Here is a 19961-nt window from a genome sequence, read left to right on the forward strand (position 1 = left end):
TTATCAGGCCGGCGCACGTTTCCCAACGGCCCGGCTTATGCCAGGTCCGCAAATGACAAGTCGATCATGCGGCTCCCCAGCCGCGTCAGACCGGCTCCATGATGCATTGCAGCGGGTGCTGGCGTGCATGCGCATACTGCGCGACCTGGGCAATTCGCGTTGCCGCCAGATCGCGGGGATACACCCCACACGTCCCCCGCCCATCGTGGTGGACGCGCAGCATGATGCGCGTCGCTTCCTCTTCATCCTTGCCGAAAAACTTCTTCAGCACTTTGACGACGAACTCCATCGGTGTGTAGTCATCGTTCAAAAGCACGACCTGATACATAGGCGGTGGCGCTGTGCGCGCCGCCTCTTTTTCAACGATCAGATCCTGCTGGTTGTCGACACTGGTATTCATAGGGAGATTATTTTAAGGAATTGCCGGAAGATCGGTGGACCACTGCAACATTTTTACACTTGGGATTCGGACTTTCCATACTTGACGCCCGAAATAAAACAAGCGCATGATCAGCCGACTCTTTGTTTCAGTTGGATTGCGCTCGCTTGAGCCTCGGGGAAACACGGAAAAACCAGGGCGGAAAATGTCGGGAGAGGACGAAACCGCCGTGGCCTACAGGATCAGATTCAAAAGAGGCAGTTCGCATGTCAGACACGCCCGAAACCCAATCTGGGGACAATCCCAAATCGACCGGCACGGTCAAATGGTTCAACGATGCAAAAGGCTTCGGCTTCATCACTCCGGATGACGGTGGCGAAGACTTGTTTGCGCATTTTTCGTCGATCCAGATGAACGGCTTCAAGACTTTGAAAGAGGGCCAAAAGGTCGCTTTCGAGATCATTCAAGGCCCCAAGGGCAAGCAAGCCCTGAATATTACGGCGGCTTGACGGCAACCGTGCCGTTTTGCCGGCGACACGGCCCTGACCGAGCGTCGGGGCCGTGGTGTATTCTGCCGATCCAAATCATTCACCAGGGGTCACCGCAGTGATGCGCCGACTTGAGTTTCTTCGCCCGATCGCCCTGGCGGCCTTGGCCGCCCTGTCTATCGCAAGCCCGTCCGCGGCGCGCGCCGAGCCGCCGGTACTTCCGATCACCGAGTTGTCCGCCGGGATCCACGTGATCCGGGCCGAAGTGGCCAATACGCCAGATAAACGCAGCACCGGTCTGATGTTCCGCCAGGAGCTTGCACCCAATCACGGCATGTTATTCGTTTTCGACGAACCCGACCGGCAATGCTTCTGGATGCGCAATACGCTGCTGCCGCTGTCGATCGCATTCATCGAAGATGACGGCACGATCGTCAATATCGAGAATATGGCGCCGCAAACCGAAGATGCCCACTGTTCGCGCAAGGCCGTGCGCTACGCGCTGGAAATGGAGCAAGGCTGGTTTGCGGCCCGCGGGATCACGCATAACCAGAAGGTCGAAGGGTTGCCTTGAGCCCCGCCGCAGGCGGCGAGTGCCGCTGCCGGCATCCATCACATCTCGGCTGATCGTCGCCCAGGCGGCGCGGCAGCCATAAAAAAACCGCGCTGGCCTTAGACACCAGCGCGGTTTTTTTCGACGCGCTCAGACGCGCTCGACGATCAGCGCAATGCCCTGCCCCACGCCGATGCACATCGTGCACAAGGCGTAGCGCCCGCCCGTGCGATGCAACTGGTTGACCGCCGTCATTACCAACCGGGCACCGCTGGCACCCAGCGGGTGACCCAGCGCAATCGCGCCGCCATTAGGATTGACACGGGGATCGTTGTCGGCCAGCCCCAGATCGCGCATCACCGCCAAACCCTGGGCAGCAAACGCTTCGTTGAGCTCGATCACGTCCATCTGGTCGAGCGTCAACCCCGTCTGCGCCAGCACTTTGCGCGTGGCCGGTGCCGGGCCCATGCCCATGATGCGGGGGGCCACACCGGCGGTGGCCATGCCCACCACCCGGGCACGCGGCGTCAAGCCGTGGCGCGAGATGGCGCTTTCACCCGCCAGCAATACCGCAACGGCACCGTCATTTACACCCGAGGCATTGCCGGCCGTGACCGTGCCACCCTCTTTGACCACACCCTTGAGCTTGGCCAGCGATTCGAGGGTGGTGGCACGCGGGTGCTCGTCACGCGACACCACCAGCGGATCGCCCTTTTTCTGGGCGATCGACACCGGTGCGATTTCGGCGTCGAAGACACCATCGGCCTGTGCGCGCGCGGTTTTTTCCTGGCTGGCCAACGCAAATCGGTCTTGATCTTCCCGACCGATATTGAACTGCTCGGCCACGTTTTCAGCGGTTTCGGGCATCGAATCGACCCCGTATTGCGCCTTCATCAGTTTGTTGACGAAGCGCCAGCCGATCGTCGTGTCGTAGATGGCGGCCTGGCGGGCAAAGGCAGATTCGGCCTTACCCATGACGAAGGGCGCGCGGCTCATGCTTTCAACGCCACCCGCCAGCATCAGGCTGGTTTCGCCCGAACGAATGGCGCGGGCCGAGGTGCCGATGGCATCCATGCCGGAGCCGCACAAGCGGTTGATCGTGGAACCGGGTACGTCAATGGGCAATCCCGCCAACAAGGTGGCCATATGGGCGACGTTGCGGTTGTCTTCGCCGGCTTGATTGGCGCATCCGAAGATCGTGTCGTCCAGCGCGTCCCATTGCACGCCAGGATTGCGGGCCATCAGCGCCTTGATCGGGATGGCTGCCAAATCGTCGGCACGTACGCCGGCCAAGGCACCGCCGTACCGACCGAAAGGCGTGCGGATTGCATCGCAAATAAAAGCATCTGTCGTCATGAGAACGTACCGCCAATGAGCCGAAGAAGGCGCAGATCTTAAGACACATCGCACCTGAACAACTATCCGGCCGCGCCCCCGTGTCCAACCTGCGGACACGGCCGGTGCCGTCCGGCACCGTTCAGAACAACGGGTGCGTCGTGCCGGACGAGGGCGGCAGCGCGTCGGGGGCCGCCTCGGTTGCGCCGTCGCCACCATGGGGCGCCACGACCTTGACGTCGGCCGATCCCTGGCCCAACTGGAGCGCCAACGCCTGACCCTTTTTGAGTGCGCCGCCATCGCGCACGATAGCCCCTGACGCGTCGCGCACGATCGCATAGCCGCGGGCCAAGGTGTTTTGCGGGTCGAACGCACGCAAATGGGCCACCGCACCCTGCAGGCGTTTGGCGCGATCGGCCACCTCGCGCTGTTGCGCACGGGCCAGACGCTGCATCGCATCGATAAGACGGTCGCGCGCTCGGTCGCACTGCGGCGTGCGATGGCGCAGCCGTTGCAAGGCCAGCGCCAGCCGCGATTGCCGCTGACCGTCGGGGCGGTGCCAGGCTTGCGCCAGCCGTCGATTGAGCACGGTCAGGCGTTCCCGTCGCTGCGCGAGGCGCTCACCGGGCGAGGTCAAACGCGCCGCCATGCGATCCAGACGCTGCGCGGCATACTCGAGACCCCGCTGCTGTGCGCGGCGCATCGCATGGGTGACTTGATTCAATTGCTCGACCAACACGCGGCGATCTGTACATGCCAGTTCGGCGGCGGCCGTGGGCGTGGGTGCGCGCAGGTCCGCAATGAAGTCGGCAATCGTGAAATCGGTTTCATGGCCCACGCCCGAGATCACCGGTATGGCGCTTTGCGAGATCGCGAGCGCCAGCCCTTCGTCGTTGAACGCCCACAGATCTTCGATGCTGCCCCCCCCGCGCACAAGCAGGATCGTGTCGGCCTCTGCCCGGCGGTTGGCCTGGGCGAGCGCATCGATCAGCCGGCCCGGCGCCTCGGCACCCTGAACGGGCGCCGGATAGATCACCACGCGCACATGCGGCGCGCGGCGCTGCAGGGCCGTCAGTACATCACGCAGCGCGGCTGCCTGTAGCGAGGTGATCACGCCCACGACGCGGGGAATGGCTGCAATCGGACGCTTGCGCTCTGGCTCGAACAATCCTTGCTCGGTAAGCTTTTCCTTCAATCGCAGAAACTGCTCATACAAGTCGCCCTGCCCCGAACGCCGCATGGCGTCTACCTGTAATTGGTAGTCGCCGCGTGGCTCATACAGCGAGACTCTGGCGCGGATGTCCACGCGGTCGCCCACCCGGGGCGTAAAACCAACGGTGGAGGCGCGTCCACGAAACATCACGCTGCGCACTGTGGCGCGTGCATCTTTCAGTGTGAAATACCAATGGCCTGACGCAGCCGCCGTGAAATTGGAGATTTCTCCACGCACCCAGGTTGGCGGCAGAGAAGCGTCCAGAAGGCGCGCCACGGCGTTATTGAGTTGCGCAACCGACAGAATTTCGGGGGTTTGCGCGTCGTCATTGACCTGAAATGCAGGTGTCATAAGGCTTTCCGAGTCGAAGCTGTCCACAGGCAGCGTAAAGCGGGCTAGATGATAACGCGGACAGGACCGTCCCCCACAAATCAGCGGGAAACCGCGCAATTTGATGACAACCTATTGATTTACAACTCTATTTATTTACACGACTGATCGGTAAAAACTACCAAGACAATCCGATGACAAGCATAGTCACCCCGACAGAGGGACTTTTGCACAGCATTATCCACAGCTTGTCAGCGATGTAAGGTTCACTTGCCCCGGAAAGTCCAGTTCGGCAGAAGCAATTTGATAAATTTGGCAGGCTTTGCGCAGAAGTTAACCAATGTGTCATGATCGTTTCTGGTTATCCACAGCCGCAGTGGAGAACTTGCCCTCCCGTGCCGTTCGCGCCTAGGCGGGTCGGCCTCTGCGGTTCAATGGGCAAAATCTGACCGCCAAGCGGCACTTTTACGCTGTGTATACTTCGCGCGATTCGCGCCCGTTTCAGAGGACAGTTTCGTGCTAGCCATCATCCAAGCTGCCGGATGGCCCATCTGGCCACTCCTGGCATTATCGATCCTGACATTGGCGCTCATCGTCGAGCGCGCCATCAGTTTGCGTACGGCGCACGTGGCGCCGCGCCAGCTTCCCCGCCAGGTTGCCGAGATGCTGCGTAACGGCCAGGATTCGCCCGATGCGCTGTTGCGGCTCGAACGTCACTCCGCGCTGGGCCAGATCCTCGCCGATGTGCTGCGGGTACGCCATGAACCGCCTGCCTTGCGCCTGGCCGCTATCGAAGACACGGGCCGCGACGTGGGCCGGCAACTGCATCGCTACATCGGGGCGTTGGGCACGATCGCAGTGGTGGCACCGTTGATGGGATTGTTCGGCACGGTGGTCGGCATGATCGAGATTTTCGGCGCTTACTCCCCTGCGGGCGCCGACCCCGCCCAGCTTGCCTATGGCATTTCCGTTGCCCTCTACAACACCGGCTTCGGCATCTTGATCGCGATCCCGGCAACGGCCTTCCATCGTATCTACCGCAGCCGCGCCGACAATCTCGTGGGCGACCTCGAGCGCGAAGCCTCGCGCCTGCAACGCGCGAGCGATCTGGCGGCGCAATGAATTTTCGACCTCGCCACCGCGCAGACGACACGTTGGACATCAATCTCGTGCCGTTGATCGATGTGCTGCTCGTGATGGTGATTTTCTTCGCCGCCACCACCACGTTCACGCGCGACACGGCGCTGTCGGTCGCGTTGCCGCAGGCACGCAGCGAAATCGAAGCGGCGCCGCGCATCGAGTTGGCCATCAGCCATGATGGCCGCTACGCACTGAACGGCGCGCTGGTCGACCCCGGTTCTACCGAAGCCATCGCGCAGGCCATGCGCGGCGCCATCGTGGCCAACCCCGCCGCCGTCCTCCTCGTGCGGGCTGACGGGCAGGCCAGCCATCAATCCGTCGTCACCGCGATGGAAGCGGCTCGGCTGGCCGGTATTTCCCGGGTGGATTTTGCCGCTCAGAGGGCGCCGTGACCGGAATGTCCGCAGCGTGGCTGGCGCGGCAATGGCAATGCAGGGGATGGGTGTCGAACGCCTTGCTGCCCCTGGCCGCGATCACGCGGCTGATCGTTGCCCGTAAGCGCCGTGCTTTTGCACAAGGTCGGCGCGTGGCGCACTGGCCAGGCGTTCCGGTCGTGGTGATCGGCAACATCTATGTGGGCGGCACCGGCAAGACGCCGGCCGTCATCGCGACGGTCGAGGCGCTGCGCGCACGCGGCTGGCGCCCCGGCGTCGTGAGCCGCGGCTACGGCGTGACCATCGGGCCGGCCGCCCGCGTGGCGCAAGGCACGCCGGACGCGGCGCAGGTGGGCGACGAGCCGGCCTTGATTGCCCGCGTCACGGGTGCTCCCATCGCCGTGCATCCGCGGCGCGTTCTGGCGGCGCAGGCGCTACGCGAACGCTATCCCGACATCGACGTCATCGTATCGGACGACGGTTTGCAGCATCTGGCGCTGGCGCGCGACGTGGAAATCGTGATTCAGGACGAACGCGGCGTCGGCAATGGACGGGTGCTCCCCGCGGGCCCCTTGCGCGAGCCGCCCGAGCGGCTGCGGGAGGTCGACGCCATCGTGTCGAACTGCAGCGGCGCTGCCGTGGCTGCATCCGCGCCGTCATCCGCGCCGCTGCCGTCGTCAGGCGCGGCGCCCACGTCGACCGGCGGTCCGCACCACCTCGATATGCGTCTGGAATCCAGCGAGGCGGTGCGATTGATCGACGGCCAGCGCCGTCCGCTCACCGACTTCGCGGCGCCGGCCTTGGGTCCGATCGCTGCAGCCGCAGGCATCGGCAAGCCCGAGCGGTTTTTCGCCACGTTGACGCGCGCCGGTATCCCGTTGGCGCAAAGCTTATCTTTACCGGACCACCACGACTTCAAGGCGTCGCCTTTCGGCGGCCTCAGCGCTGACACGATCTTGATCACCGAGAAAGACGCGATCAAGTGTGCGCACTTGCAGGATCCACGGCTTTGGTCGGTGCCGGTTGCCGCGCAATTGTCCGATCCGGCGTTTTTCGATTGGCTGTCGCGCACGCTGGCTGCGCGGCGCGATGCCCGACTCGCGTGCGGCGCACGCCCCGGAAATGGGTCTTGATGACGGTGGGTTCATGACGGCGGCGGCCATGCCGCGCGGCGCCCGGGCAGCCGTTTGGTTGCACGGGATGGCAGGTTTGCTGTGGCTGGCGTTGGCGCTGATCGTGCGGCACCGGGGCGACGCCGTCCTGTTCCTGCCCCACGGCTGGTCGATGAGCGCGCAATCGCAGAGCAATGCCTTGGTGCTGCTGGTGTTGGCCACGATTTGCTCGCAACTTGCGGCGTTCGGCCTGGCTCGCCTGCGCGAGCGGTCGCTGCCCGGGCTATTGAGCACCGCCCTTTTGCTGCTGCTGATCTACCTGGGGCTCGTTGTGTCGCCCCGGCCCATCACCATCGAGCGCAGTGTGGCGCTCACGGCGGACGTGGGCAATCTCGGGCCGATTCGAGCGCATCAGACGCGCTATCTCACGCCGCCATCCGCGTGGTTACGCGCCAAAGGCGCGCCGCTGAAGATTCCGGACGCCTTTACGCCGCAGCTTTACCTTTTCCGCGTGCAGCCGGATACCGACACCAAGAACGTCGGGTTCATGTCATGCGCCGACCGCACGCAACAGCGCACGTGGCTGACCAGCGGCGACACCACGATCGGGCTGCCCCGCGCCGACTTGCCGGTGGGCGTGCATCTGCCCGCCGCGGCACTGAGCCGCTTCTGCGTGGCCGGCAAGCGGCTCGACCCCGCCTTGGCTGCCCGCCTGGACGATGCCGCCCGCGAACGGCTTGAGCGCCTGAGCGGCCCGATCACCACGTCGTTCGACCCCTTCGAAATCGGCGCCGCGCAAGGCCGTGTGGACATCGTGCCCGGCACCCCGCACGAATTCACCAGCCGCGGACGATATCTGCTCTTTCTGGCCCAGGGCCAGCGCTCGCGGCAGTTGCTGCCGCCCTCGGTCGCGCTCTACACGGGGCAAGACTACTTTTACGCAGCTAACCAATGCGATGCCGAGTACGCGCAGTTTCTGCTCGCGCTGGGGGTGCCCTACCCCGACCGCGCCGCCCGCTATCTGCGCCTGGAGATCGATGGCAATTACGATCACAGCGCCCAGCTCGAACGCCCAGAGGAGTTTCCTTACGGACTGGCCCCCAGATCGGGGCCGATGGGTTGCCGCGAGACTCTCGCGCTGCTGGATAAATCAGACGAACGAACAAGCGGCGCACCCCGCACCTACGCCAATCTGTTTTAGAATCCGAGGATGGACTCCCGCTTGCTCGACATCCTCGTTTGCCCGGTCTCGAAAGGCCGCCTGCAGTTCGATCGTTCGCGATCCGAGCTGATCAGCCGCGGCGCCGGCCTGGCCTATCCCGTTCGGGACGGCATTCCCATTCTGCTCGAATCGGAAGCCCGTCAGCTGGATGATGCGCCTGGCGCGCCGGCCACTGCGACCCCCGCCCCTGACACCTCGTCAGACACCACGGCATCGTGAGTTTTATCGCCATCGTGCCCGCCAGGCGCGCCTCCACCCGCCTGCCGGATAAGCCGCTCGCCGACCTGTGCGGCAAGCCCATGGTGGTACGCACAGCCGAACAGGCGGCGTTGTCCGGCGCATCGCGCGTCGTGGTCGCCACCGACGACGCCCTCATCGCCGATACGGTGCGTGCGCACGGCATCGAAGTCATGCTCACGCGCGCCGATCACCCCACGGGCACCGATCGGCTGGCCGAGGTGGTGCTCGCCCTCGGTTTGGACGACGACGCCGTCGTGGTCAACGTGCAGGGCGATGAGCCGTTGATCGATCCTGCGTTGATCGATGCGGTGGCCACGTTGCTGATCCAGCGGCCCGATGCCGCCATCGCCACGTGTGCCGCACCGCTGGCTGATGCCGAGGCGCTCTTCAATCCCAACGTGGTCAAGGCCATTTGCGGCACGGACAACCGCGCGCTGTATTTCTCGCGCGCACCGGTCCCGTGGGCGCGGGACGCATTGGCGTCCGGTGCACGCGTGCTCGCGCCCGGCTTGCCCGCCTGGCATCACATCGGTCTCTACGCCTATCGCTGCAGTTTTCTGCATCGGTTTCCCACCCTGCCGCAGGGCGCGCTCGAGCGCTTCGAGGCCCTCGAGCAATTACGGGCCCTGGAGCACGGGTACAGCATCGTGGTCCACCACGCCAATGAGGCACCATCCGCCGGCGTAGACACTCCGGAGGATCTGGAACGCGTGCGTCGGGTGCTGGCAAATCGGTTATAAGGGTTATCGCCCACGGGGGCCCACTGCAACGGGCGACGCGATGCGGCATAATCGCCCCCGGTCAAAAAATCAAAATCTCGTCAGGAGTTCTCATGCGTCTCATCCTGCTCGGCCCTCCGGGCGCCGGTAAAGGCACTCAAGCCGCTTTCGTCACCCAGCAGTTCGGCATTCCCCAGATTTCGACGGGCGATATGCTGCGCGCAGCGGTCAAAGCGGGCACGCCCCTCGGGCTCGAAGCCAAAAAAGTCATGGATGCGGGCGGTCTTGTTTCCGACGATCTGATCATCGGCCTCGTTCGCGATCGCCTGACGCAGCCCGACTGCGCCGGGGGCTATCTCTTCGACGGCTTTCCCCGCACGATCCGCCAGGCCGATGCGCTGAAAGAAGCCGGCATCGCGCTGGATTACGTGGTCGAGATCGAGGTGCCTGAAGAAGACATCATCGAACGCATGAGCGGACGCCGGGTGCACCCCGCCAGCGGTCGCAGCTATCACGTGCGCTTCAATCCGCCCAAGCAGGCCGACATCGACGACATCACCGGCGAAGCGCTGGTGCAACGCGACGACGACCGCGAAGATACCGTGCGTCATCGCTTGTCGGTCTATCGCGATCAAACGCGTCCGCTGGTGGACTACTACTCGAGCTGGGCCGACAGCGGCGACGCCGCGGCGCCCAAGTACCGCAAGGTCGCGGGCGTCGGCGCAGTCGAAGAGATCAAGCAGCGCGTCGTCGGCGCACTGGCAAGCTAACTTTCTTTCAGGGAGCGAGGCATGGACATCAAGAACAACGTATTCATCGTCACCGGCGGCGCATCGGGACTCGGTGCCGGCACGGCGCGCATGCTCACCGAGCATGGCGCACGCGTGGTCCTGGCCGACGTCCAGGATGCAGCCGGCGAAGCGCTGGCCAAGGAATTGGGCCAGCAATACGTTCATTGCGATGTGACGCAGGAAGCCGACGGCCGTGCCGTCGTCGCGGCCGCCACGGCGCTCGGCCCGCTCTACGGCCTGGTGAACTGCGCCGGCGTCGCGCCGGCCGCCAAGATCGTCGGCAAGAACGGCGCGCATGCCCTCGACCTCTTCACCAAAGTCATCACGATCAATCTGATCGGCAGCTTCAACATGATGCGCCTGTCGGCCGAAGCCATGAGCAACAACGACGCCTTGCCCACGGGCGAGCGCGGCGTGCTCATCAACACGGCTTCAGTTGCCGCATTCGACGGCCAGATCGGCCAGGCGGCCTACGCGGCATCGAAAGCCGGCGTGGCCGGCATGACGTTGCCGATCGCGCGCGATCTCGCGCGCAACGGCATTCGTTGCATGACCATCGCTCCCGGCATCTTCGGCACCCCGATGGTGTTCGGCATGCCGCAAGAGGTACAGGATTCGCTGGCCGCCAGCATTCCGTTCCCCTCGCGCCTGGGTCGCCCTGAAGATTACGCCAAGCTCGTGCACAGCATCATCACCAACGAGATGCTCAACGGCGAGACGATTCGTCTCGACGGCGCGATCCGCATGCCCCCTAAATAACGCACTATCGGCGGTCGTCCCATGGGTTTGTTCCGCTCTGCGGCGACCATCAGTAGCTTCACCCTGATTTCTCGCATCACGGGTCTGGCGCGCGATGTCCTCATCGCACGCGCGTTTGGCGCCGGCGCATTCACCGATGCCTTCTGGGTTGCATTTCGCATCCCGAACCTTCTGCGGCGGCTGTTTGCCGAGGGCGCGTTCTCGCAGGCCTTCGTGCCTATCCTGGGCGCCGCGCGCACCAATCGCTCCGATGAAGAGGTTCGCACCCTGCTCGACCGCGTGGCGTTGCTGCTGACGGTGGTGCTGATGGCCGTCACCGTGATCGGCATCATCGCAGCGCCCTGGGTCGTGAGCGCGATGGCCAGCGGTCTGCGCAAGGCTGCGCGCGAACCCGAATTCAACGCCGCCGTCTGGATGACGCGGATGATGTTTCCCTACATCGTCTGCATGTCGCTGACCGCGTTCGCCTCCGGCGTGCTCAACACCTGGCGGCGCTTTGCCGTACCGGCGTTCACGCCTGTACTGCTCAACCTTTCGATGATCGCGGCCTGCATCTGGCTCGCGCCCCGCTACGACATTCCCGTCTATGCCCTGGCCATCGGTGTGATGGTGGGCGGCGTCGCCCAATTGGCGATCCAATGGATCGCACTCTCCCGCATCGGGCTTTTGCCGCGATATACCCTGCGCGTGCGTGAAGCGTGGGCAGACCCGACGGTCAAACGCATCCTGCGCCAGATGGGGCCGGCCACGCTCGGCGTCTCCGTGGCGCAGATTTCGCTGTTGATCAACACCAATATCGCCACCTGGCTCACGCAAGGCAGTGTGACCTGGCTCTCCTACGCAGACCGGTTGATGGAGTTTCCGACCGCCCTGCTCGGTGTCGCACTGGGTACCGTATTGCTGCCAAGCTTATCGGCCGCGCATGCGCGGGACGACACGGACGGCTATAGCGCGCTGCTCGACTGGGGTCTGAGACTGGTGTTGCTATTGGGCCTGCCCGCGGCGCTGGGCCTTGCCCTGCTTTCCGAGGGGCTGGTGGCCACCCTGTTCAATTACGGCAAGTTCGCGGCGGGCGACGTCGAACAGACACGCCTGGCCGTGATGGCCTATTCGGTGGGTTTGATCGGGCTGCTGGCCGTGAAGATCCTGGCGCCCGGGTTTTATGCCCGGCAGGATATCCGCACACCGGTGCGCATTGCGATTGTCGTATTGATTGCCACACAAGTCTTCAACCTCATGCTGGTTCCGCGTCTGGGCCATGCCGGACTTGCCCTGGCCATCGGCCTGGGTGCGTGCCTGAACGCACTCGCTCTCCTGATCGGCTTGCGCCGCCGCGGCATTTATCAACCCCAGGCCGCATGGTTAAGCTTCAGCGTGCGCCTGCTGCCGGCCTTGATCGGCGTTTCAGCGCTGCTGATCGCCGCAAACACGTATGTCGACTGGATCGCGCTTCATGCGCAGCCCGGCATGCGTATCGTGTGGCTCGCCGGTGTCGTCGGTCTGAGTGCCGTCGTCTATTTCGGCTTGCTGGCCGCATGTGGCTTTCGCCGCCGCGACTTTGCACGGGCAGGACGCGCTTCGCAGGGCTGAAAAGCCGAGTGAATCTTGCCTCAGTGTGCGCAAACGCCACGGCCCGCCGTTCCCAAGCGCCTAAAAAAGAAGAATCTCGCTGAATTTGAGGCGCGCAGCCTTGCGCGACACGGAAACACTTATACTATTTCACAAGTTGAAACGTTTTCCTTGATGATGCCTGTTGTGGCAACCTCTCACGCCCGTACGCCCCTTCTCGCCGACCAAGCCGTGCACTGGCTCTTGCTGCTGCGGTCGGACCATGCCGATGAGAAGGACAGGATCGCGTTCGATGAGTGGCGACGTGCCGATACCCGTCACGAAAAAGCGTGGCAGGACCTTGCCGCAGGCCTGGGCCACAGCTTCGGCCGACTTACCGAGCACTACCCCGCACCCGCTGACCTGGACGCTGACGACGTCACTCACCATCCGATGCAATGGCGCAGGCGGTTCCTGCAAACCGCCGTAGGTGGCTTATCGCTTGCCGGCATCGCAGCGGCCGTCAATCTGCGTTACCCCCTGGAGGGCGTCGACGCCGACCACGTCACGGCCACGCGCCAGCGGCGCCAGGTCGCCCTGCAAGACGGCAGCCGGCTCCTGCTCGACGCACGCTCGGTGGTCGACATCGACTTCAGCGAAGGTGCGCGGCATATCCATCTACGCCAGGGCGCCATCCGTGCCGTGGTGGCACCGGATACCCAGCGGCCTTTTGCGGTTCACACTGCAGAGGGCTCGGTGCGCGCATTGGGCACCGACTATATGGTGCGCCAGGAAATGCAGCGCACGCTGGTGGCGGTGCACAAACATTCAGTTGAAATCGTCACGCGATCCGGCGCGCGCGGCACCGTTACGGCAGGCGTCGGCGCGCGATTCGACGCCGCCATGGTCGATCAGCCTCGCGACGCGCTGATCGACGAGGCCGCCTGGGAGCACGGGATGGTGACGGTGCGCGGCCGCCCGCTGGCCGACATCGTCAGTGCCCTGCGGCCTTATCACTACGGGATGCTGCGGATTTCCGCAGCGGCGGGTGCGGTGCGAGTGTCCGGCACCTTCTCGCTTGACGATCCGCTCGCCACGTTGGCCTTGCTGGCCGACGCTTTGCCGATTACGCTCACCCAATACACGCCATTGATCGTTTTGATCGAGCGTCGTACGGCATAAGCACCACAAAATCGCCCCCACAACGGGCATTTGCGCCCCAATCGGCCGACAAGCTATTGCAATCGGGGCCAAACTTGCTATACTTTTCTGCTTTGCCGAATTCAACTTTCTAAAGACACATGGCCAATACTGCCCAAGCCCGCAAGCGCGCCCGCCAATCAGTCGAGCGCAACAAGCACAACTCGAGCCTGCGCTCGATGCTGCGCACCTCGATCAAGCGTGTGCGTCAAGCTATCGCCGCTGGTGACAAGGCTGCCGCAACTGAAGTGTTCCAAAAAGCCACCAGCGTCATCGACCGCGTGGCCGACAAGAACATCATTCACAAGAACAAAGCTGCTCGCCACAAGAGCCGCTTGGCTGCCGCCGTCAAGGCAATCGCCTGATAAGGCGGATGTCCGCGCAACCGTCGTCACGCTGCCGTCGTTCGCTCGACGCCGTGCCGACGATCAACCGGACGTTCTGAATTCGGCAAGCCATTGCCGGTGCCCAAACATCGGCTGCGTAAAACGCATTGCTGCGCCAGCGCAAGAAAAGACGCCTACATGGCGTCTTTTTTCATGGGCGCGTCGAGATAGAATCGGTCTTCACTCAACGAAGAAGGGTTCTTTTTCCATGACTGCCAAGCCCCGCGTGATCCAGGTCGGCAACTACGCCGGCTCGCCCTCCGCCAACGAACGACTCGCCGAGTCTTACGACATCTTCCCGCTCTGGAAAGCGGACGATCGCGCGGCAGCGCTCAAGGCGTCAGGCGCCGGTGTCGAAGCGCTGGTCACTTCGGCGACCTACGGCTGCGATGCCGCCACCATGGACGCCCTGCCCGACTTGAAAGCCATTTGCAGTTGGGGGGTCGGCTACGAAACCATCGACGTCGAGGCGGCCAAAAAGCGGGGCATCCAGGTCAGCAACACACCCGATGTGCTGACGGACTGCGTGGCCGATCTTGCGTGGGGCCTGCTCATCGCGCAAGCCCGCCGCATCGGCGAAGGCGAGCGCTTCGTCCGCGCCGGACGCTGGGGTCAGGTACACGGCAGCATCCCACTGGGATCGCGCGTATCCGGCAAGAAGCTGGGCGTGGTCGGGCTGGGCCGCATTGGCGAGGCCATCGCCCGCCGCGGCCTGGGCTTCGACATGGATGTGCGCTATCACAATCGGCGCGAACGCAAGGATGTCGACTATGGCTACGAAGCGTCGCTTGAGTCGCTCGCCAAGTGGGCTGATTTCCTGGTGGTCGCCACTGTGGGCGGTCCGGAAACGCGTGGCCTGATTTCGAAAGCTGTACTCGAGGCGCTCGGCCCCGAAGGCGTCATCATCAACATCGCGCGCGGCCCGGTCATCGACGAAACCGCGCTGGTCGAAGCACTGCAAAACGGCAAGCTCGGCGGCGCGGCGCTGGATGTGTTCGAGGCCGAGCCCAAGGTGCCGGCATTCCTGCGCGAAACCGACAAGGCTGTTGTGTTGCCCCACATCGGCAGTGCAACGCGCGAAACGCGGCTGGACATGGAAAACCTGATGCTGGACAACCTGAAGGCGTATTTCGATACGGGCAAGGTCGTCACGCCGGTCTAAGGTGACCTGCACGGTGACCTGCTGGCCGTGTGCCGACCGAGATCGAGACCTCGCGTCGGACGCGGCCCCAGCTGGCCTAAAGGCGACGCGTGCTGCAACGCACCAGAGCGCGCCACACGGCGCGATCGACGCACGCGATAAGCCGCACCCTCACTGGGCCCGTTGCGGGCCTCAGGCAGCGTTTAAAGCGTGCGCGATTCGGTCTTGAGATTGTTGTCGGTGGCGAAATCGACCACGAACTTGTAGGCCAGCGGCTCGAGATCGCGCAGCCGTTCGTCGACGACGATGCCGCGCACGCCGTCGATCACCAACGGCAACACGTACGGCGAATAGGTCAGATGGCTCTTGGCCATGCCTGGGGGTTTGAATTGCGACATGACGCCGGCGAGACGCTCCGCCCAATCGCTGGGACGGAACCGTGCGCCGTCAAGCGTCACGCCGTGGATCACGAATTGTCGAACGCCTTGTGTCATAGTCTACCGATGGCCTCCTGCGCGCCGATCATCCGGCACTTCGAACCTGTGGCCCGCGCCGCGGATTGTATATGATTGACCCTTTTCGGGCCTTGCACGCCTCAATCCGGACGGCGTGCAGCTTTTTGTGGAGTACAACGTGTCCTCACCGCTCATCTCGATCTACTCTCGTCTTCCCGTGGCGTTTACGCACGGCGAAGGGGTCTGGCTATGGGATGCGCAGGGGCGACGATATCTCGATGGCCTGGCGGGTATCGGCGTGTCGTGTCTTGGACATGCGCATCCCAGGTTGGTTGCCGCCATCAGCGAGCAAGCCGCGCGCGTCATTCACACGTCCAACATCTACGAGGTGCCGCAGCAAACCGCGCTGGCCGAGCGCATCGCGCAGTTGTCAGGCATGGAAGAAGTGGCGTTTGCCAATAGCGGCTCGGAGGCCAATGAGGCAGCGATCAAACTCGCCCGCTATCACGGCTACAAAAACGGCAATACCCACGCCCACATCATCACGATGGACTCGTCGTGGCATGGCCGCACGCTCGGCACATTGGCCGCCACGGGCAGCGAAAAGGCGCGCAAGGGCTTTGAACCGCTGCCTACCGGCTTCATCCAGGTCAAGTACAACGATCTCGATGCCGTGGCGCAAGCCGGCGACCGCGAGCCGCGCGTCAATGCCGTCCTGCTCGAAGTGCTGCAAGGCGAAGGCGGCATTCGCCCGTCAGACATCTCCTACCTCCAGGCCCTGCGCAAGCTGTGCACCGAGCGCGGCTGGCTGCTGATGATTGATGAAGTGCAATCGGGCATCGGTCGTACCGGCAAATGGTTTGCACACCAATGGGCCGATATCAAGCCGGACGTGATGACGCTGGCCAAAGGGCTAGGCGGCGGCGTACCGATCGGTGCCATGGTCGCGACGGGGCCCGCCGCCAATGTGCTCACCCCCGGCAGTCACGGCACCACCTTTGGTGGCGGACCGCTGGTGTGCGCGGCCGGCCTGGCTGTGCTGGATACGCTCGAACAGGATCGACTGCTGGCCAACGCCGAAACCGTAGGCGCCCATCTGCATCGCCGCCTGGAAGAAGGCCTGGCCGACGTGGCCGGCGTGAACGAGGTACGCGGCTGGGGCTTGATGCTGGGCATCGAGCTCGACCGTCCCTGCGGCGTGCTGGTTACGCGTGCGCTCGAGGCCGGCCTCTTGATCAACGTCACGCGTGACCGCGTAGTGCGCCTGTTGCCGCCCCTGATCTTGACGAGCGATCAAGCCGATCAACTGGCCGAAATCCTCATTCCGCTCATCAAACAATTCCTCGCCGAATAAAAACGCATAAAGCAACGATCATCATGACTCCCCCTACGCCTACTACCGGCCCGCTGCGGCATTTCCTTCAACTGCGCGACCTATCGGCCGCAGAACTGAGCTATGTGCTCGAACGCGCTCGCGTCATCAAAGACAAATTCAAGCGCTACGAGCCCCACCTCACGCTGCATGACCGCACCCTCGCGATGGTGTTCGAGAAGGCCAGCACTCGCACGCGCGTGTCGTTCGAAGCCGGCATGTATCAAATGGGCGGCTCGGTGATTCACCTCACCACCAACGACTCGCAATTGGGCCGCTCCGAACCGATCGAAGACACCGCCCGCGTCATTTCGCGCATGGTCGATGTCATCATGATCCGCACGTTCGAACAAGAACGCATCGAGCGCTTCGCTGCCCATTCTCGCGTGCCGGTCATCAACGGTCTGACAAACGAATTTCACCCCTGCCAGATCGTGGCGGACATCTTCACGTTCATCGAGCATCGCGGTGCCATCGCCGGCAAAACGGTGGCCTGGATCGGCGACGCCAACAACATGTCCTACACGTGGCTGCAAGCTGCCGAAATGCTCGGCTTCACGCTGCATGTGTCGACGCCCCCCGGCTATGAACTCGACGCCGCTCGCATCGGCACCCCTGCCCCAGGCGTGCTGAAGCAGTTCGACGACCCACTCGAAGCCTGCCGCGGCGCGCATCTGGTCACCACCGACGTGTGGACCAGCATGGGCTACGAAGATGAAAACGCCGAACGCCTGAAAGCCTTTGCCGACTGGTGCGTGGATGCCGAGTTGATGGCGGCGGCCGATCCGCAAGCACTCTTCATGCATTGCCTGCCAGCACATCGCGGTGAAGAGGTCACCGGCGAAGTGATCGACGGCCCGCAAAGCGTGGTGTGGGATGAAGCCGAGAACCGGCTGCATGCACAGAAAGCGTTGATGGAATTCCTGTTGCTCGGCCGTTTGTAAGCGAAATTCCAGCTGCGTGCCGTGTGACGATCCCGAGGGTCAACCCCCGGGATCGCCATGAAAAACGACCTGCTTGTGGCGTCTAGCCGATCCGCTTGAACATCGTGCGCTTGGTATTGCGAAATGCCGGGCGCACTTGCGAGCTCCAATCGGTGGCGCGTACGGCCAGCCATGGCGGGCTACCGAATGTCTCGCGCGTTTCGAGGTCGTAGCACGCGTGATAGCGCGGCCCACCCTGTTCGCACACGAAACGCCGCGCGCGTACCGTACCCGGCACGCTGGCCAGTCCGGGCAAGTGTTCGCGGTTGTACCACTCGTTGAGCGCGGCATCCTGCTCGACCACCACATCCGTCTCGACGATGTAGTGCCACGTCGCTTCCCGGCCGGCGGAGGCGCCTGGGATGTCCTGCACGATACCAAGCAGCACGAGTGCCGGCGCATCCGCATTGGTCGCATCCGGCGAGGCATCGGCACCCGCTCGATTCTCGGCTTGCGACGCCACTTGACTCAGCGCCTGGCGGATCTGCGCCAATGGATGCGCCCATGCTTCGGCAGGCAATGCACCGGCCGGCGCGGGCTCCACGTACACATACGTTTCCGGCCCTTCCACCCCGCCATAGGCGCTCACGCGCCACTCGGGCAGCGCGGCCGACAAGGCCACCACTTCATCGGCGTGCATCACGCGACCCGCAATTTTGGCGACCAACAGGTTAGCCGGGGTCTTCAGATCAGTCATCGTCAATGCCCCACGCGCAGTGCGACAAGAAATCGCGACACCATGTTGTAGGCGCCCACTGTGGCCGCCAACTCGACCATGCCTTGCGGACCCAGCCGTGCCGCCAGCGGGTCGTACACCGCATCCGGAACATCGATGTCGCGCGTCATGGCATCCGTAAACCCCACGATCATGCGGTCCACATCCCCAAGCAACGCCAGGGCCTGTGATGCATCTTCGTGGCGCAACGCGTCGATGGCCGACTGCGGCATGCCGGCCGCCAGGGCATGCGGCACGTGCGCGTCGAACTCATAAGGCGCCCGATTGAGGATCGCCACGCGCAGGATCACCAATTCCCGCTGCGATGCCGGCAGGCTCGTCTGCTGTCGGATCGCGGTCAACAGCGCCTCCCATCCCGCCACGACCGGCGGGCTGTTCAGCAGCACTTGGTACAACGGCGTAATGCGGCCACGCGACGCCATAATTCGAGCTTCATGTTCGGCCACATCAGGCCGCGTTCCTGGCGTCACGGGTTGCACGCGAGCGGTCATCTAGGTTTACTCCGGACGAATATCGTTTTTGCGAATCACCGCGCCCCACTTCTCGCGGTCCGACTGAATCAGCGCCGCCAGTTCTTCGGGGGTCGACGGGGCGGCTTCCGCACCGAAGTCCTCAAAACGCTTGCGTGTGGCAGGATCAGCCAGTGCGGTACGTACCGCCTGATTGAGTTTGTCGATCGTTGCAGGCGGCGTGCCTGCGGGCGCCAGCAAGCCGTACCAGTTATTCGACTCGACATTCGCGATGCCCTGCTCGCTCAGTGTTTTCACGTTGGGCAACAGCGGATGCCGCTTCGGTGCTGCAATACCGAGCGGCTTGAGCTTGCCCGCCTGGATGTGACCGATCAGGCCCGGCACGTCGCCGAAGAAGCCTGTGATCTGATTGCCGAGCACATCGTTGATGACCGGCGCAGCACCTTTGTAAGGCACGTGCAGCACATTGGCTTTGCTCGACTCTTGAAACAGCGCGAGCGTGAGATGCGGAATGCTGCCCACGCCGGATGACCCGATCGCCACCGATTGCTTGCTGGCCTGCGACCGTTTGACGAAGTCGGCGGCATCGGTAGACGATTCTGCCGGATTGACCACAAACACCGTGGCGTTATTCACCACGCGCGAAATGGGCGCAAAATCCTTGGCGGCATCGTAGGGCAGGCTGGCATACAGCGACGGGCTGATGGCCACTGCGCCAACGCTCGTCAGGAACAGCACCGAGCCATCGGGCGTGGATTTCGCCACATACGACGCCGCAATGTTGCCGTTGGCGCCGGCCCGGTTTTCGACGATCACGTTCTCGCCCAGATCCTTGGATAACCGTTCAGCCAGAACCCGGCCCACCAGATCAACCGGACCACCCGGCGGAAACGCCACCACCAACCGCACGGGTCCAGCAGCCTGTGCCGTGGCGCACGCGGCAAACACCGTGCACGTTGCAAGCGCTGCGCGCACCAATCCTTTTATCGTCGACATGTTGTCGTCTCCTCGTTCT

The 19961-nt window shown here is 63.6% G+C and carries 22 protein-coding genes and 1 pseudogene; 16 read left to right on the top strand and 7 right to left on the bottom strand.

Translation table 11 applies throughout. The features are described from left to right. Positions 1 to 85 precede the first annotated feature (85 nt). The gene (clpS, locus tag EYW45_RS02585; RefSeq protein WP_161133814.1) at positions 86 to 400 is read right to left on the bottom strand and encodes an ATP-dependent Clp protease adapter ClpS; all 315 of its coding nucleotides are present in this window, start codon (positions 398 to 400) and stop codon (positions 86 to 88) included. Positions 401 to 645: 245 nt separating this feature from the next. On the opposite strand from clpS, the gene EYW45_RS02590 reads away from it, so the two are divergent. Both EYW45_RS02590 and EYW45_RS02595 read left to right on the top strand, forming a co-directional pair. Beyond that, a complete protein-coding gene (locus EYW45_RS02590) occupies positions 646 to 888 on the top strand; it encodes a cold-shock protein (RefSeq protein ID WP_161133921.1) in 243 nt (80 codons plus the stop codon). 100 nt (positions 889 to 988) lie between these two features. Further along, positions 989 to 1441 (top strand): DUF192 domain-containing protein, encoded by a 453-nt coding sequence (locus EYW45_RS02595; RefSeq protein WP_161133922.1) that lies wholly within the window; start codon positions 989 to 991, stop codon positions 1439 to 1441. A 129-nt stretch (positions 1442 to 1570) separates the two neighbouring features. On the opposite strand, the gene pcaF is transcribed toward EYW45_RS02595, so the two are convergent. After that, a complete protein-coding gene (gene pcaF / locus EYW45_RS02600) occupies positions 1571 to 2776 on the bottom strand; it encodes a 3-oxoadipyl-CoA thiolase (RefSeq protein WP_161133815.1) in 1206 nt (401 codons plus the stop codon). Between the two features lie 121 nt (positions 2777 to 2897). Further along, a complete protein-coding gene (xseA, locus tag EYW45_RS02605) occupies positions 2898 to 4319 on the bottom strand; it encodes an exodeoxyribonuclease VII large subunit (RefSeq protein WP_161133816.1) in 1422 nt (473 codons plus the stop codon). Positions 4320 to 4814: 495 nt separating this feature from the next. Between xseA and EYW45_RS02610 the strand changes: the two genes are divergently transcribed. From EYW45_RS02610 to EYW45_RS02665, 12 genes and pseudogenes are all read left to right on the top strand, one after another. Then, positions 4815 to 5420 (top strand): MotA/TolQ/ExbB proton channel family protein, encoded by a 606-nt coding sequence (locus EYW45_RS02610; protein ID WP_161133817.1) that lies wholly within the window; start codon positions 4815 to 4817, stop codon positions 5418 to 5420. After that, entirely contained in the window at positions 5417 to 5830 is a 414-nt protein-coding gene (locus EYW45_RS02615; protein ID WP_161133818.1) for an ExbD/TolR family protein, read from the top strand. The genes EYW45_RS02610 and EYW45_RS02615 overlap by 4 nt, the downstream gene beginning before the upstream one ends. A 5-nt stretch (positions 5831 to 5835) precedes the next feature. Further along, a complete protein-coding gene (gene lpxK, locus EYW45_RS02620; RefSeq protein WP_161133923.1) occupies positions 5836 to 6945 on the top strand; it encodes a tetraacyldisaccharide 4'-kinase in 1110 nt (369 codons plus the stop codon). Next, positions 6902 to 8125, top strand: a complete 1224-nt coding sequence (locus EYW45_RS02625) for a hypothetical protein (protein WP_161133819.1) — start codon at positions 6902 to 6904, stop codon at positions 8123 to 8125. Before lpxK ends, EYW45_RS02625 begins: the two co-directional genes overlap by 44 nt. Before the next feature lie 9 nt (positions 8126 to 8134). Continuing rightward, positions 8135 to 8302 (top strand): annotated as a pseudogene (locus EYW45_RS02630) (Trm112 family protein); the annotation flags it as partial. Between the two features lie 59 nt (positions 8303 to 8361). Continuing rightward, complete coding sequence (gene kdsB, locus EYW45_RS02635; protein ID WP_161133821.1) at positions 8362 to 9126, top strand: 3-deoxy-manno-octulosonate cytidylyltransferase; 765 nt, start codon at positions 8362 to 8364, stop codon at positions 9124 to 9126. Between the two features lie 92 nt (positions 9127 to 9218). Next, entirely contained in the window at positions 9219 to 9875 is a 657-nt protein-coding gene (adk, locus tag EYW45_RS02640; RefSeq protein ID WP_161133822.1) for an adenylate kinase, read from the top strand. A gap of 21 nt (positions 9876 to 9896) precedes the next feature. Next, positions 9897 to 10655: a 3-hydroxyacyl-CoA dehydrogenase gene (locus tag EYW45_RS02645; RefSeq protein WP_161133823.1), complete on the top strand. Its 759-nt coding sequence runs from the start codon at positions 9897 to 9899 to the stop codon at positions 10653 to 10655. A 21-nt stretch (positions 10656 to 10676) separates the two neighbouring features. After that, positions 10677 to 12245, top strand: a complete 1569-nt coding sequence (murJ, locus tag EYW45_RS02650) for a murein biosynthesis integral membrane protein MurJ (protein ID WP_161133824.1) — start codon at positions 10677 to 10679, stop codon at positions 12243 to 12245. A gap of 165 nt (positions 12246 to 12410) precedes the next feature. Further along, positions 12411 to 13385, top strand: coding sequence for a FecR family protein (locus tag EYW45_RS02655; RefSeq protein ID WP_328703582.1), 975 nt, complete (start codon positions 12411 to 12413; stop codon positions 13383 to 13385). 119 nt (positions 13386 to 13504) lie between these two features. Beyond that, positions 13505 to 13768, top strand: a complete 264-nt coding sequence (rpsT, locus tag EYW45_RS02660) for a 30S ribosomal protein S20 (protein ID WP_161133825.1) — start codon at positions 13505 to 13507, stop codon at positions 13766 to 13768. Positions 13769 to 13997: 229 nt separating this feature from the next. Then, positions 13998 to 14951 carry a 2-hydroxyacid dehydrogenase gene (locus tag EYW45_RS02665; RefSeq protein WP_161133826.1) on the top strand — a complete coding sequence of 318 codons (954 nt, stop codon included), beginning with the start codon at positions 13998 to 14000 and terminating at the stop codon, positions 14949 to 14951. A gap of 182 nt (positions 14952 to 15133) precedes the next feature. Here EYW45_RS02665 and EYW45_RS02670 read toward each other — a convergent pair whose 3' ends face one another. Beyond that, complete coding sequence (locus EYW45_RS02670) at positions 15134 to 15424, bottom strand: DUF3579 domain-containing protein (protein WP_161133827.1); 291 nt, start codon at positions 15422 to 15424, stop codon at positions 15134 to 15136. A gap of 139 nt (positions 15425 to 15563) precedes the next feature. Between EYW45_RS02670 and EYW45_RS02675 the strand changes: the two genes are divergently transcribed. Next, a complete protein-coding gene (locus tag EYW45_RS02675) occupies positions 15564 to 16739 on the top strand; it encodes an aspartate aminotransferase family protein (RefSeq protein WP_161133828.1) in 1176 nt (391 codons plus the stop codon). Positions 16740 to 16762: 23 nt separating this feature from the next. After that, entirely contained in the window at positions 16763 to 17701 is a 939-nt protein-coding gene (argF, locus tag EYW45_RS02680; RefSeq protein WP_161133829.1) for an ornithine carbamoyltransferase, read from the top strand. An 82-nt stretch (positions 17702 to 17783) separates the two neighbouring features. On the opposite strand, the gene EYW45_RS24275 is transcribed toward argF, so the two are convergent. Genes EYW45_RS24275 through EYW45_RS02695 form a run of 3 tightly spaced genes read right to left on the bottom strand, consistent with a single transcriptional unit; the run spans position 17784 to position 19942 of the window. Beyond that, on the bottom strand, positions 17784 to 18437 hold the full coding sequence (locus EYW45_RS24275; RefSeq protein ID WP_202444554.1) for a DUF4286 family protein: 654 nt from the start codon (positions 18435 to 18437) through the stop codon (positions 17784 to 17786). 2 nt (positions 18438 to 18439) lie between these two features. Continuing rightward, a complete protein-coding gene (locus EYW45_RS02690) occupies positions 18440 to 18967 on the bottom strand; it encodes a carboxymuconolactone decarboxylase family protein (RefSeq protein ID WP_161133830.1) in 528 nt (175 codons plus the stop codon). A 6-nt stretch (positions 18968 to 18973) separates the two neighbouring features. Beyond that, positions 18974 to 19942 (bottom strand): Bug family tripartite tricarboxylate transporter substrate binding protein, encoded by a 969-nt coding sequence (locus EYW45_RS02695; protein ID WP_161133831.1) that lies wholly within the window; start codon positions 19940 to 19942, stop codon positions 18974 to 18976. Between the last annotated feature and the right edge of the window lie 19 nt (positions 19943 to 19961).

Source organism: Schauerella aestuarii (assembly GCF_009866805.1).
Classification (GTDB): Bacteria; Pseudomonadota; Gammaproteobacteria; order Burkholderiales; family Burkholderiaceae_B; genus Schauerella; species Schauerella aestuarii.

Coding starts and splice junctions, on each gene's coding strand:
- clpS (WP_161133814.1), bottom strand. CDS start 400: ATGAATACCAGTGTCGACAACCAGCAGGATCTGATCGTTGAAAAAGAG.
- EYW45_RS02590 (WP_161133921.1), top strand. CDS start 646: ATGTCAGACACGCCCGAAACCCAATCTGGGGACAATCCCAAATCGACC.
- EYW45_RS02595 (WP_161133922.1), top strand. CDS start 989: ATGCGCCGACTTGAGTTTCTTCGCCCGATCGCCCTGGCGGCCTTGGCC.
- pcaF (WP_161133815.1), bottom strand. CDS start 2,776: ATGACGACAGATGCTTTTATTTGCGATGCAATCCGCACGCCTTTCGGT.
- xseA (WP_161133816.1), bottom strand. CDS start 4,319: ATGACACCTGCATTTCAGGTCAATGACGACGCGCAAACCCCCGAAATT.
- EYW45_RS02615 (WP_161133818.1), top strand. CDS start 5,417: ATGAATTTTCGACCTCGCCACCGCGCAGACGACACGTTGGACATCAAT.
- lpxK (WP_161133923.1), top strand. CDS start 5,836: ATGTCCGCAGCGTGGCTGGCGCGGCAATGGCAATGCAGGGGATGGGTG.
- EYW45_RS02625 (WP_161133819.1), top strand. CDS start 6,902: ATGCCCGACTCGCGTGCGGCGCACGCCCCGGAAATGGGTCTTGATGAC.
- adk (WP_161133822.1), top strand. CDS start 9,219: ATGCGTCTCATCCTGCTCGGCCCTCCGGGCGCCGGTAAAGGCACTCAA.
- EYW45_RS02645 (WP_161133823.1), top strand. CDS start 9,897: ATGGACATCAAGAACAACGTATTCATCGTCACCGGCGGCGCATCGGGA.
- murJ (WP_161133824.1), top strand. CDS start 10,677: ATGGGTTTGTTCCGCTCTGCGGCGACCATCAGTAGCTTCACCCTGATT.
- rpsT (WP_161133825.1), top strand. CDS start 13,505: ATGGCCAATACTGCCCAAGCCCGCAAGCGCGCCCGCCAATCAGTCGAG.
- EYW45_RS02665 (WP_161133826.1), top strand. CDS start 13,998: ATGACTGCCAAGCCCCGCGTGATCCAGGTCGGCAACTACGCCGGCTCG.
- EYW45_RS02670 (WP_161133827.1), bottom strand. CDS start 15,424: ATGACACAAGGCGTTCGACAATTCGTGATCCACGGCGTGACGCTTGAC.
- argF (WP_161133829.1), top strand. CDS start 16,763: ATGACTCCCCCTACGCCTACTACCGGCCCGCTGCGGCATTTCCTTCAA.
- EYW45_RS24275 (WP_202444554.1), bottom strand. CDS start 18,437: ATGACTGATCTGAAGACCCCGGCTAACCTGTTGGTCGCCAAAATTGCG.
- EYW45_RS02690 (WP_161133830.1), bottom strand. CDS start 18,967: ATGACCGCTCGCGTGCAACCCGTGACGCCAGGAACGCGGCCTGATGTG.
- EYW45_RS02695 (WP_161133831.1), bottom strand. CDS start 19,942: ATGTCGACGATAAAAGGATTGGTGCGCGCAGCGCTTGCAACGTGCACG.